Source organism: Leptospira venezuelensis, assembly GCF_002150035.1.
Taxonomy (GTDB): domain Bacteria; phylum Spirochaetota; class Leptospiria; order Leptospirales; family Leptospiraceae; genus Leptospira_B; species Leptospira_B venezuelensis.
On the sequence record NZ_NETS01000010.1, the window covers coordinates 787875 to 801580 of the forward strand.

Sequence of the window (13706 nt, forward strand, 5' to 3'; positions counted from 1 at the left end):
CTATGAAAAATTCTTGTCAATCTCAATCTAAAGAAAATAACTTGGTGGCTAATATGTGGTTTTCTTATTTTATGAAATACGTTAAGAGCTTCAACACGGTCTTTTTTTTTCATTTCGTCCTTATTTCTTTTCTCTTTTCCTGTGCCTCAGCAGGGGTTAAAGGTTTTGGTTTTGTAACCGGAAACACTGTATCTTTATACGAAAAACCAACTGCAAAGAGCAAAAAAGTCGGCCAAATCAACTCCTCTGCCAATTACGAAGTAATTGAGTCGGAAATTCCCGATAAAGAAGTCGGTTCCAGATTATTATGGTATAAAATATCCAGCCCTAAGGGTTCCGGTTATCTTTCCTATGACGAAGAGATCGTTAAATCTAATATTTCAACCTTTCTGCCTCCAGCAAATGGAAGATTTGCGTTAGTCACTGCAAACCCGCTCCAAGTCAGAGAACAACCTAGCCTGAAAGCAAAAGTTATTGGAAAACTTACTGCTAAGACCTTGGTAGAAATTCAAAACGAATCCAAGCAAGAAGTAAAGATAGAAGGCAAGTCCGGCTCATGGCTGCAAATCAAAAGTCCAGATGGAAAGTCAGGTTATGCATATTCTGCTTTTTTAATGCGAGGAGCTACTGCTGAAGAATTAAAAGCGATTGAAAACCTAGTTATTAGCGATGCTGGATGGGCAGAATTGACTGGAACCCCGAATGTAGTATATAGATTCGAAGCAGGAAAATTTAATTTTTCTAAAAAACCTTCAAGCCTTCCTAGTTTAGGTGGATCTTTTCAATTCGAGAATAAAGTAATAACTCCCAAAGGAAAAGTTTTCTACAGCTTCGGGAAAACTAATATTTATGTAGGGTCGGAATTTCTCAAAACTTATCCGGACTATGCTACCTTATCGCTTAGACATTTACCTTCTACTTTTGATAAGAAGTTAGCAGAGGCGATTATCAAAAATATCTCTAAAGAAACCGACTTTGAAAATACTAGCTATGAAGAAACTGTATTTGGAAAAAGAGCTCTTTACCTAGTTTCTCATAGTGATGTAAATAAATCCGAATATTCTACTTATTCCACAAAATATTTCTTCTTAAAAGACGGAACAAACTACACATTACTGGAAGGTGATTTCACGAACGTTGAAACGACAGATATTGATGAAGATGGAATTCCCGAGCTAGTTTCTTCCTATTCGGAAGGCAGAAGTGGATATTCTTATACCAAAATTTATAGATTTAACGGTAGTACTTTTGATTTACTGATCCAAAACACAGACGAATGTTCTTCGATCGACTATTCATATAAGACAATTACTGAAAAAACCGGTTTATGTGAGGGAGAAACCAGGAAGGAATATAATTATAAATTGGTAAAAGGAAAACTTATTCCAGATTAATTCATACCAATATACTAAGAATCTGGATAAATTGATTGTTTTTATCCAGATTCTTTTCCGGTAAATTTTTCCCTCTCTTTGACAATAATTGTCTTCTTCAAAATGATCTTCATTGTTTCTTTCTTATCCATAGGTGTTAGGATTTTTTCTATATCATTCAGATAGTCGATCCATAGCTCGATTTTAAGAGAAACAGGCCTTTCGTTCAGTTCTAAATAAAATTCTTTTACAGCTGAATTTTCACCTTCTTCCGGGGCAGGAATTCTTGAATCATAAATTAGTTTTTTCGGTGCAGTTTGTTTTTCTCTCTCTTCTTTGGAAGTGATCTTATATAACTTCCTAAGTAAAAATTCTTCCTGTAATTTCCCAGTTTTAGAGAAAACTTTCAATCTTAATGCTCTAAAAAGATCTCCTGTAGGGTATGCGTGGCCAATTCCTATCGAGTGTACTTGTACTAAAATTGTTTTAGAAGAAACATATTTCATATCTACGAATAAACTTTCTCTTAAGTTTTTTATACTATGACCTCCCCGAAAATTGTGAGAACTTTTTGAGCCAGGAGCTAAATGGCAATCTATACAATCTGATTCCTTAGCAAACCCGGAGCTACTCCACTCGTCTTTAGTTCCCTGCATTATAAGATCTGAATATTTGATTCCCCTAGATTGATCTGACAAAGAAGCCCAAGTGGGAAAATTAAATTGATGGCAGGACTCGCAGAGTTTTTCTGAACCAAATTCAGCGACAACATTGTATTTATGATATAGTTGATCCGATTTAGGAAGTTCCTTTGTAATGATCTCTCCTTTCCTTACATGACAAACATTGCAAGATATACCCTCTTCCCGTTTATATATAGTTTGAGAAGAAATATCTCTTAAAGGGGCATGGCAATTTTCACACCATTGCATTGGCTCGATAGCAAAGCTGTGCTGATACAAACTGTTTGTATGAGCAACCTTGTGGCGAGATATTGACCAATTTTCATAAACCTGCCTATGACAAGTTTTACAATCAGATGCAGACTCTAGAATTTTACCAGTGTATTTATCTCGGATCGAATCCTGATTTGGATCAAAATTTACTGCGTACAATCCTTTTTCTAAACCTAATACTACTTCCAATCGATTCTGGAAATTTTCTGAACTTAAGTTAACAATAGAAATTAGGACAAGGAAGGAGGTTAAAGAAATTCCTATCCAAATGGTTTTAAATTTCATTAAACTAAAACTTTGGATTCTTCAAGAACTTCAGTAAGAATGCGGATCAAAGATTCTGGATCTTCCATCTTGAGGAGCTCCAATCGTATCGGTTCAAGTTCCTTTCTGGATTGTATATAGCGCACTAAATGTTTTCGGAGGAGTATCAATCCGTATTTATCTCCAAAGGTTTCTCTCATTAATTGCAAATGACTTAAGGTTGTGGTTACTATTTCTTTGAAACTTAAATCTTCTTTTTTGATGTTTGAAAAGATCCAGGGATTTCCAATGGAATTCCTTCCAACAAGAACACCATCCACTTTAGATTCTTCTTTTCTACGAACTGCTTCTTCGTAACTACTTACATCTCCGTTTCCGAAGATTGGGACCTTTCTTTCAGATTTGATATCCGCGATTGCATCCCAATCTGCCTTTCCCGAATATCCCATCTCGCGTGTCCTTCCATGAACTGAGATTGCCATTACTCCGGATTCTTCTAATATCCGAGAGACTTCCATATAGTTTCGGGAAGTATCATCCCATCCTAAGCGGATTTTTGCAGTTACTGGTATATCCAGTGCCTTTCTCATCTCTTCTATTATTTTTCCTGCATATACAGGTTTGCGGAGAAGTCCAACACCCGATCCCCGCATGGAAACATTCCGAGCAGGACAGCCCATATTTAAGTCAATGATATCAGGATTTAATTCACGGATTCTTTTGGCTGCTTCTACTATTATTTCTAGTTTATTTCCAAAGATCTGGAAAGTAATAGGTCTTTCTTCTTCACGAAAACGTAATAGAGATAATGCTTTTTTAGACCCTACTGCGAGGCTATCAGTAGAAACAAATTCAGTGTAGGAAAATGCAGATCCGTATCTGCGAGCCATTGTTCTAGTCGGGCTATCACTAATCCCGGCCATCGGCGACATAGCCAACCAACCGGGAATTTCGACAGAACCGATGCGGATCATTTTTCTTTGCTTTCACGAATCACAGTACAATCTTGGACTCTATCATTGTCCTTGGTGTCTACGACTCTGACTCCTACTGCAGTTCTTCCCATTTTAGAGATCTGGTTTGCTTCTGTTCTAATGACCATTCCTTGTTGAGTGACTAAGATGATCTCATCTTCTTCCCCCACGGAACTTACTGCTACGGCTGCACCGTTTTTCTCTCCGGTTTTTAAGAAGGTCATTCCTTTGCCTCCTCTTCCTTTGGTCCCAAACTCTTCGAAGCCTAAACGTTTTCCGTAACCATTCTCTGAGATCACAAATAAATTATCGCCATCTACCACTTTAGAAAGTCCGACGATCGCATCTTCTTTGGAGAGTCTCATTCCAGTCACACCTTGTGCGGTCCTTCCTTGTGCCCGGATTGTATCCATTTCAATTCTCAGTGCAAGTCCGTTTGCAGAGAAGATCATGACGTTATCGCCTTTTACAACAGAAATTACTTCGATCAGTTGGTCTCCGTCTCTTAAGCCGATCGCAATGATACCTGATTTTTTGACATTGCCGAATTCAGATAATTCTACTCGTTTAATAAAACCATTTTTGGTTACGAGTAGTAGATCTTTTCCTTTATCTTCTTCTTTGAATGTAAAGATCGCGGAAATTGTTTCGTTCTCTCCAAGTCCTATGATTGCTTTTAAGGATTTTCCTCTGGCTTCTTTGGAAGCTTGAGGAAGTTCGTAAGCCTTCATCATATAAACTTTTCCGGTATTAGAGAAGAACATTACATTATCGTGGGTCATGGCGGTTTTCATGATCTTAACTACGTCTTCTCTTTTTTGAGAAAGTCCTTGGATCCCTTTTCCGCCTCTTCTCTGTCTTTTGAAAGTATCAAGAGGAAGTCTTTTTATGAATTGATCATAAGTAATTTGTAATACAACTTCTTCGTCAGCAATTAGATCTTCTGCGTTAAAAGTGGATGACTCCACACTTTCTAAACTAATATCTGTCTTTCTTTTATTTCCGAATTTTTCAGAAACTTCAGAAAGTTCAGTGCAAACTATATCAGACACTCTTTCAGGCTTAGCTAGAATGTCTTTCAGATCCATAATGAGAGCTCGAACTTCTTCCAACTCGTCGATTACCTTTTGAACCTCCAAGGAGGTAAGTCTTTGTAATCTCATCTCTAAGATCGCGTCTGCTTGGACGTCCGAAAGAACGAATCGGGCCATCAATTGTTGTTTTGCTTCCGCAGCATTTTTTGAAGCACGGATTACCTTAATCACTTCTTCGATATTCTCGAGAGCGATCTTCAATCCTTCTAAGATATGCGCACGCTTTTCGGCCTTATCTAGGTCGAATTGAGTTCTACGAACAATTACTTCCTTTCTATGAAGAGAATAAGCGACCAGGATCTCTTTGATATTAAAGATCTTAGGTTTATTATCCAAGATCGCAAGCATGGTAATCCCATAACTTACTTGTAGTTGAGTAAGCTTAAGAAGTTGATTTAGGATAACCTGTGCATTTGCATCTTTCTTAATATGGATCTCTACTCTGATCCCTTTTCTATCAGATAGATCTAAAATTTCGGAAATTCCTTCGACTTGTTTTTCGTTAACAAGCTCACCAATCCTTTCAAGAAGGGTCTTTTTATTTACTTGGTAAGGAATTTCAGTAACAACGATTACTTCTCTTCCTTTTTTGTTCTCTTCTATTTCTACTTTGGAACGAATCCGAATAGAACCTTTTCCAGAGTGATATGCAGATAATAAACCTTCTCCGCCAATAATTGTACCGCCAGTAGGAAAATCCGGGCCTGGCATTATTTTAAGAATTTCTGATATACTTATTTCAGGATTTTTAATTACGGTAATAACCGCTTCAATCGTTTCTCTTAAGTTATGAGGGGGAATGTTTGTAGCCATTCCCACTGCAATTCCGGAAGAACCGTTTACTAATAAGTTAGGAAAATTTGCAGGAAGTACATCGGGCTGTTGTTTGGTATCATCAAAGTTAGGAGAAAAATTTACGGTCTCCTTTTCGATATCTCTTAGAAGTTCTTCTGCAACCTTTGCAAGTCTTGCTTCGGTGTATCGATATGCTGCAGGGTTGTCACCGTCTATCGATCCGTAGTTTCCTTGTCCATCAATGAGAGGAACCCTAAGAGAAAACTCCTGGACCATACGAACTAACGCATCGTAAACGGAGCTATCTCCGTGCGGATGATAATTACCTAAAACTTCTCCAACAATTTTTGCGCATTTAACGTAAGGACGGTCGCTTCTCCAGGCCCTTTCGTTCATTGCGTGTAAAATACGTCTATGAACAGGTTTTAAGCCATCTCGGACATCCGGCAGAGCTCTTCCTACAATTACGCTCATTGCATAACCTAGGTAGGCTTCCTTCATTTGGTCTTCGATCTCGACAGGAATTACCCTGACACCATTCTTCAATGCATCGCCGATATCAGGACGAGAAGAAAGGCTGAATCCTAAAGTTTTTGTTTCGTTCTCTAGCTCTTCGCTCATTTGTATTTAGAATTTCCTATTACCAATATATTAAAGATCAAGGTTCGCCACTTTTGCGGCGTTGACCTCGATAAAGCGACGTCTCGGATTTACTTCATCGCCCATAAGTATATTAAATGTATCTTCTGCTTCCACGTAATCATCGAGTTTTACTTTTAGAACGACTCGTTTTTCAGGATCCATTGTTGTTTCCCAGAGTTGTTCCGGATTCATTTCACCCAGACCTTTATATCGTTGGATGACTGCCTTTTCTGTTCCTAAAGATTTTAAGTATTCATCCTTTTCTTTATCCGAAAATAAATAAGTCGATGTCTTACCATGTTTAATTAAATACAAAGGAGGTTGTGCAACGTATAAGAATCCTTTTTCAATGATAGGTTTCATATAACGAAAGAAGAATGTAAGAAGCAATGTGCGAATATGAGAACCGTCGATATCCGCATCCGTCATAATAAAGACTTTATGATAACGGGCTTTATCTATATTAAATTCATCCTCACCAATTCCAGTTCCTAATGCAGAAACCAATGTGCGAATCTCCTCGTTTCCGAGAATTTTATCTAAACGAGCTTTTTCCACGTTTAGAATTTTACCTTTTAAAGGAAGAATTGCTTGGTAATGTCTATCTCTCCCTTGTTTAGCGGAACCACCTGCAGAGTCACCTTCTACAATATAAAGTTCAGAAGCAGCCGGATCTTTTTCAGAACAATCCGCCAATTTTCCAGGAAGACCACCGCCTTCTAATACAGACTTACGACGAGTTAAGTCACGAGCCTTACGTGCAGCCTCTCGAGCCTTAGCAGATAATATACATTTTTCTAATATCTTTTTAGTAATCGCTGGATTCTCTTCAAAGAAAAGGGAAAGACCTTCTCCAGTTAGAGTCTGCATGATCCCTTTAATCTCTGCGTTTACTAATTTTTCTTTCGTCTGAGAGTTAAACTGAGGTTGAGGAATTTTTACTGAAATTACAGCAGTGATCCCTTCTTTTAAATCCTCTCCAGATAAAGCAGTAGGTTGTTTTTTTACAAGTTGCTGATCTTTCTTTAAGTAATCGTTAAGTGTTCTAGTTAAAGCAGCACGAAACCCTTCTAAGTGAGTTCCACCTAAGTTGTTATTTATATTATTGGTAAAACAAAAAATATTTTCAGAGTATGTATCAGAATATTGGATCGCAATTTCGGCGACCACATCATCTTTATTTCTTTCGAAATGAATCGTTTTATGAAGGGGATGTTTGTTCTCATTCAAATATTCAACGAAGGAAACAATTCCTCCATCGAATATGAACTCATGCTTTTCGGAATCGGATTTTCTTTTATCCTGAACAATCAGCTTTAGGCCCTTATTCAAAAATGCCAATTCTCTAAAGCGAGAAGTTAGCACGTCAAAATGAAACTCAGTTGTAGTGAAGATTGTTGCGTCAGGCTTGAATCGGACAACAGTCCCTCTTTCAGTAGTATCTCCAATTACATTTACAGGTCCTTGCGGTACACCTCTCGAGTACTTTTGCTGGTGAATCTTTCCATTTTGGTAAACTTCCACTTCTAATGATTCAGAGAGTGCATTTACCACAGATACCCCAACACCATGAAGTCCGCCGGAAACCTTATAGGCATCGTTCTCGAACTTACCACCAGCGTGTAGAATGGTCATTACGACTTCGATAGTGGAGATATTTTTTTCAGGATGAATGGCGACTGGAATTCCACGCCCATTGTCCTTTACTTCTATTATATTATCCGGAAGAATAGAGATATTAATCTCAGTACAATGACCTGCCATTGCTTCGTCTACGGAGTTATCAACTACTTCATAGACCATTTTATGAAGACCGGTCTCATCTTGGGTCCCGATATACATTCCGGGGCGTTTGCGTACGGCCTCTAATCCTTCTAGGATTTTGATCTGACCCGCGCTATAACTGCTTTCTGGTTGGCTCATTGGTCCTCCGGAATCTAGGAATAGTTTTCCTGAATTCGCTAAGGAGGCAAGGAAATTCGGCTTATTATTTAGAAAGAATATCCTCCTCAGAGGAATTCAATCAGCTCTAAAAGTCTTTTTTTTGCGACAGGATCTGTTTCTTTTTCAGCTAAAGAAACTAGGTTTTGTTTGCCCTCCAATCCGGTTTTATCTGCAGTATACGAGGGGCTTTTTTGCTTTTTAGGAGTAAGATTACCGATCCTAATTTCAATTTTTTTTACTACATCTCTTCCTAAATAACGAGCAGAATAAGTTAAGATCCTCTTTCTCATAAAAAGGATCTCTTGCTTGTATGCAGAATGAACTGTTAGGATTACCAACGTATCACCGTTTAACGCAAATGGTTCGGAATGATTTGCATATACTGGACCTATTATGTCGACCCAACGTTTAGCTAAAGTTTGGACTGCAATTTTCTCGGCTAAACTTTCTTCTGTTAAACCTAAATCTTGAAGAATATTTTTGAACTCGGTTGGGTCAATTTTCTGTACTTTAGATTCTTCTTTCATTGATAAGGAGTAACTAATCCATCTTTAACTAGAAAGATCTGTTTTTCATCTTCTAATCTTCCCACATAGTCGGAGATACCTTCTAAGTCTGTGGTAGTAAAGAATGCCTGTCCAGAATTCAATACAAGATCCACGAAATATTCTCTTCTTTTTACATCCAATTCTCGGATTACGTCATCGATTAGAAGAATAGGGGTCCTACCTAATTTCCTACGATAATACTCGAAAGCGGCCGCTTTAAGAGAAATTACAGTACTTCTTTTTTGGCCCTGAGAAGCGAAATCCATGATATCACGATTATCTTCTCCAATGTACAGATCGTCGCGATGAATTCCTACAGAAGTATAACCTAGTTTTCGATCTCTGTTAATATTCCGTTGTAGGGTTTCTTTAAAATTTTCCAGATCAAAAAAGCTGGGTTTATATTCCAAAGTAAGATTATCTCTTCCACCACTTAACTTTTTTAGATTCTCTCTATAAATAGGATCGAATTCTAAAATGAATTCTTTTCTCTTATTAAAAATACTGATCCCTTTTTCAATAAGCCTTTGATTCCAAATTTCATAAAGTCCGGGATCGGAAGAGCCACTTTTTAAAAGTGCGTTTCTTTGTTTTAGGATACGATTGTATTCTATTAGATCATTTAAGTAAGAAGGGTCCAAAGAAGAAAGCAGACTGTCTAAAAATCTTCTTCTTTCGGAAGGTCCTCCTTCTACTATAACCAGATCTAAAGGAGTCATTAGAACACTTAGAAATTTGCCAACTAAGTCAGATCTTTTTTTAACTTCTTCTTGGTTGAATTTAAGTTTACGACGACTGACTGGTTTTTTAGAAAAACCTAATTCATAAATTTCTCTTTTATTATCTCTGTCTACTTCGCCTTTGATATAATATCCGTCTGAGTTCCAACGGATCAAATTACCTTCTTCCGATTCTCTAAAACTTTTTAGCCAAGAGATCATGGAGATTGCTTCGAGTAAGTTTGTTTTTCCTTCTCCGTTTTCTCCCACAAAGAAAATAAGCCTGGAATTGAACTCCAGGCTTATCTGTTCGTGATTTCTGAAATTGAGAAGCCTTAGGCTTCGTAAAAACACGGATCTTCTCTTTTAAATTTTCATCGGCATAATTACCGATATAAAATCAGGATCAGAAGGATCCTTGAATACAACAGGAGAACTTGAATCACTGAATTCTATTCTGAACTCGTTGTCATCGATAGACTTGAATACGTCAGATAGATATTCACCTTTGAATGCTACGGTAACCTCGTCTCCCGAATAATCGATAGGCATATTGATACTAACTTCATTTACTCCTTGTGTTTGAGCGTAGAAGTTAATATTATTTTTTGTGAATGTTAAGCGTATTTGACGAGTAGGTTCTTCTGCAGCTATCAATGCTTGTCTTAGATAGATTTGGAATCCTTCTTTAGGAATTACTGCGCTGAATTTAGAAGATTTAGGAATGACTTGCTCATAATTCGGGAAGTTACCTTCAATCAACTTACAAAGAAGTTCGATTTGATTTGCATTCACATAGATCTGATTGTCGATGATACCGATCTTTCCAGTTTCTGCAGTAGCTATCATTTTAGAGATCTCTCTGATTGCCTTAGAAGGAATGATCACTGAATCTTTGAATTTTAAAGTAGTAGAAAGAGGTCTTTCAATTTTACATAACCTTCGACCATCGGTAACTGCGAATACAAGCTTATCTCCTTTAGGAACCATGAATAGTCCGTTAAAGATATATCTTTGGTCTTCATGTGCGATTGCATAAGAAGTTTTACGAATCATCTCAGCAAACATTGCAGTTGGAAAATCTGAGATATTAGAAGAATCCACTTTAGGGATTGTCTTAATCTCTTCTGCATCCATTCCATTTAGTTTGTTTTTATAATCATTCTTTTTAGTGGCGTCAGTGATATAAGTGATACTTGAATCAGCATCAGTATCTTCAGTTGAAAGTAAAGCCTCTTCGAAGTGAATGGTTTTAAAAATACTGGATAATTGTTTTGCAGGTAAGGAAATATTTCCAGACTTCTCTACTTGAGCATTTAATGATGTTTTAATAGATATCTCTAAGTCAGTCGCAGAAATAGATACGGAAGAAGTTTCAGCTTCTAATTTTAAGTTGGAGAGAACAGAACGTATCTCTCTAGCTGAGATCACTCCCTCTACAGCGTGAATCGCTTTTAGGAACTCGGATGTGTTCACTTTGATCTTCAATTTGCATTCTCCATTTATATAGGTGATCTATATATAGATTCTTATATATGTACTGTTGTAGTACTTGTACCTGTGCATATGTAGATAAGAGTCATAACTCTTTAGATAAGGGAAATATGTCGCATATATATTGAAAAGTACAATTTCCAGGACCCGGAAAAAACTCCTGTATATCTGCTATAATAACCTTCAAAACCAAAGTCTATAAGGGACAATAATTTTGTGTTATGTCTTATTTACTTGTTATGAATAAACTATTAACTAGTTATTTACATATTATTTATAGGTCTATGTCGCCAATAGATAAGAATTGAAACTAAGTTTTTTATTGGAAACGGAATCGATTGAGAACTTCTTCCACTTTAATGGAAAATTCTTTATCATCTTTTATCTTATTTTCGATGTTACGAACTGCATGGATTACAGTTGTATGTTCTGCAGAAAACATTCTTCCAACTTGACTTTTATTCAGTCGGAACCCTTTGTGCAATACATACATACATAGATGTCGAGGGATCACATACTCTGGTTTTCTACTCTTACCCATCACTTCATTTGGATCTAGGTTGTATAGAGAAGAGATATGTTCTATGACTTTATCTTGGCTGAGTTGGAAATTCTTTTTACGGAAGATACGATTCTTTAGTATCTCTTCTATCATTGTTGTAGTGAAGAATAGATGAGAGAATGCCCTCTTGTGAAGAGCAAGATCGTTTAATGCGCCAAGAAGTGCTCGAGTATCATCTTCGATCAGATCAGCAATGAATTGTATATGTTCTTGAGAAAGTCCTAAATTCAAAATTTGGCAGTTCTTTTCTAAGATTCCGATACGAATATCTTTATCAGGAGGTTGAATATCTGCCTGAACACCTGTCACAAATCTAGATTTTAATCTTTCATGAAGAGGAAGTTCCGAACTTGGACGGTCAGATGCGATCACAATCTGTCTTTTTCTTTCGAATAGAAAGTTGAAGATAGAGAAGAACTCTTCTTGGGTCTTCTCCGCCCCTGTGTTCAAGAGTTGGATATCATCAATCAATAAACAGTTATAAGACTGGTACTTAATTTTAAAGGATTCGATTGAATCTCTAGATTGAAGAGCGAACAAAAACTCGCTCATAAATGATTTTATATCTACGTAATGTACTGTTTTCCAAGGTTCTTTTTTGAGGATTTCCGAACCTATGGAATGCAAAAGGTGGGTTTTACCTACTCCTACTTTTCCGAATAAGTATAATGGATTGATCTCTGCAGGATTTTTTACACATTCCATTGCCGCGCTGAAAGCGAGGCGATTTGTATTTCCTACGATAAAATTATCAAAAGAGTAATCTGGGTTAAAAGAATAAGACTTATCTTTGAATTTTTCTTGAAGAACTTCGTTTAGATTAGAAGCACTTTCAAGAACGATCTCGACTGGGACTCTGTTTCCGCTAGCTCTGAAGATCGCTTCTTCTATATGGTTTTGGTATTTTTTCTCAACATGTGTTTTTATGTTAGAAGATGGAGCTATGAGGATACAACGATCGTCTGTTAAACTCTCTAATTGTAAGGTATATATGAACTTATCAAAGTACGTAGGAGGAATTTCCTTGGAGACTTCCTCTAATACACGCTTCCAACTAGGATTCAAAAAAAACTCCAAAGAAAAAAATCAAAAACGAACCGACGACTTACTGAATACGAAACTCGTATTTGTCTCGGAAAAGAAAAAACTGAATTAAGAAACGGTCCGAAGGACCATCCGACGAGATTACACTATTTTTCTTCTGTCAGTCGCATACAAATGAAAATTCGGAAATCGAAAAGGAAACCTTAGGAAAAACACAGTGGATTAGAGATAGATAAATCATTATGTCACTTAGTGTAACTACTAGTATTTTGTTATATTTAACCGTTGTTATGCGAAGTGGATGATGGAGAATTTAAAGAAAATATGAAGAAATTTTATTTTTGTTCGAGTAAAGAGAGTTCATGTATAAGCAATGATAACGCGATGTTCTCTTGCCCATGCACTCTTTCATGTAATTTTTCTTTAAAACGAAAAACTGCTTCCATCTTTGGAAGATTAGAATCGAAATCCGATCTGGAAAATTCCTGTAGTAATAATAATCCGATGAGGTCCAGGAGGTCTTTGAAGGAAAAATCTTCTTTCCAATCAGAATGTTCCTCTTTGTATTCGAGTATCCATTCTTCTAGTCTAAGATAATCTAATGGCTGTCTTAGATTTCCATTAATCCTTTGTGAAATTTGTTCAAGCACCTCAGGTGGACAATCGAATGATACCATACTCCCGCCCTTTGCAGGAATATAAGGTATTGAATTTTTACTATGTAGTTCCTTGATCACTTTTTGTGGAAGATACCCGAAAGGAATACAGACTGCTCTACTCACGATCGTTTCTTTCAATTGTTCCAAGTCGTTTACTATAAATATAAAGCGAGTGAAGAAGGGAGCCTCTTCTAAAGATTTTAAAAGTGCGGTCTCTGCTTCGTTACCGATTAAGGATGCATCAGGTATGATAATAAATCTGGTTTTGGAAAGGTGAGGTCTATAATAAAGCCTTGTACGGATTAACCAACGGATAGTGAATTCTTCCGGATTGTCTTCTTTACCAATCGCGATCTGTTTATTTTTCTCTAATGGAAACCAAACAATATCCGGATGAGAATGATGCATGAATGCTCTGCAAGAAACGCAGTGTCCGCATGAGGTTCCTTCTAAACAAAGAATATGTCTGATAAATCTTTCAACAGCCGATTCCTTTCCGGTGCCTTCTGGTCCGTGAAAGATGAGCAGGGGAGGAAGAAGGTCAGGTTGAGATGAGTATTTTTTTAAGAATACTAGAGCTCTTTCCTGGCCTTGGATTTCCTCTATACCGAATGCAGAAGACATGTTCCTTTTATTAA

Annotated in this window: 10 protein-coding genes; 1 reads left to right on the forward strand and 9 read right to left on the reverse strand. The window is 37.0% G+C overall.

Going from position 1 to position 13706, the window contains the following annotated elements:
* Positions 1-71 precede the first annotated feature (71 nt).
* Positions 72-1394 carry an SH3 domain-containing protein gene (locus tag B1C82_RS10950; protein WP_157894123.1) on the forward strand — a complete coding sequence of 441 codons (1323 nt, stop codon included), beginning with the start codon at positions 72-74 and terminating at the stop codon, positions 1392-1394.
* A 41-nt stretch (positions 1395-1435) separates the two neighbouring features.
* Here the strand turns inward: B1C82_RS10950 and B1C82_RS10955 are convergent, their stop codons facing one another.
* From B1C82_RS10955 to B1C82_RS10995, 9 genes are all read right to left on the reverse strand, one after another.
* Positions 1436-2614 (reverse strand): multiheme c-type cytochrome, encoded by a 1179-nt coding sequence (locus B1C82_RS10955; RefSeq protein WP_086447603.1) that lies wholly within the window; start codon positions 2612-2614, stop codon positions 1436-1438.
* Positions 2614-3567 (reverse strand): tRNA dihydrouridine synthase, encoded by a 954-nt coding sequence (locus tag B1C82_RS10960; protein ID WP_086447604.1) that lies wholly within the window; start codon positions 3565-3567, stop codon positions 2614-2616. Before B1C82_RS10960 ends, B1C82_RS10955 begins: the two co-directional genes overlap by 1 nt.
* A complete protein-coding gene (gene gyrA, locus B1C82_RS10965; protein ID WP_086447605.1) occupies positions 3564-6077 on the reverse strand; it encodes a DNA gyrase subunit A in 2514 nt (837 codons plus the stop codon). The genes B1C82_RS10960 and gyrA overlap by 4 nt, the downstream gene beginning before the upstream one ends.
* 30 nt (positions 6078-6107) lie before the next feature.
* Positions 6108-8021 carry a DNA topoisomerase (ATP-hydrolyzing) subunit B gene (gyrB, locus tag B1C82_RS10970; RefSeq protein ID WP_086447606.1) on the reverse strand — a complete coding sequence of 638 codons (1914 nt, stop codon included), beginning with the start codon at positions 8019-8021 and terminating at the stop codon, positions 6108-6110.
* Positions 8022-8107: 86 nt separating this feature from the next.
* Positions 8108-8569: a DciA family protein gene (locus tag B1C82_RS10975; protein WP_086447607.1), complete on the reverse strand. Its 462-nt coding sequence runs from the start codon at positions 8567-8569 to the stop codon at positions 8108-8110.
* On the reverse strand, positions 8566-9663 hold the full coding sequence (recF, locus tag B1C82_RS10980; RefSeq protein WP_086447608.1) for a DNA replication/repair protein RecF: 1098 nt from the start codon (positions 9661-9663) through the stop codon (positions 8566-8568). The genes B1C82_RS10975 and recF overlap by 4 nt, the downstream gene beginning before the upstream one ends.
* Before the next feature lie 12 nt (positions 9664-9675).
* The gene (dnaN, locus tag B1C82_RS10985) at positions 9676-10797 is read right to left on the reverse strand and encodes a DNA polymerase III subunit beta (protein ID WP_086447609.1); all 1122 of its coding nucleotides are present in this window, start codon (positions 10795-10797) and stop codon (positions 9676-9678) included.
* Positions 10798-11122: 325 nt separating this feature from the next.
* On the reverse strand, positions 11123-12430 hold the full coding sequence (gene dnaA, locus B1C82_RS10990) for a chromosomal replication initiator protein DnaA (RefSeq protein ID WP_086447610.1): 1308 nt from the start codon (positions 12428-12430) through the stop codon (positions 11123-11125).
* 314 nt (positions 12431-12744) lie between these two features.
* Positions 12745-13692 (reverse strand): hypothetical protein, encoded by a 948-nt coding sequence (locus B1C82_RS10995; protein WP_086447611.1) that lies wholly within the window; start codon positions 13690-13692, stop codon positions 12745-12747.
* Positions 13693-13706 lie beyond the last annotated feature (14 nt).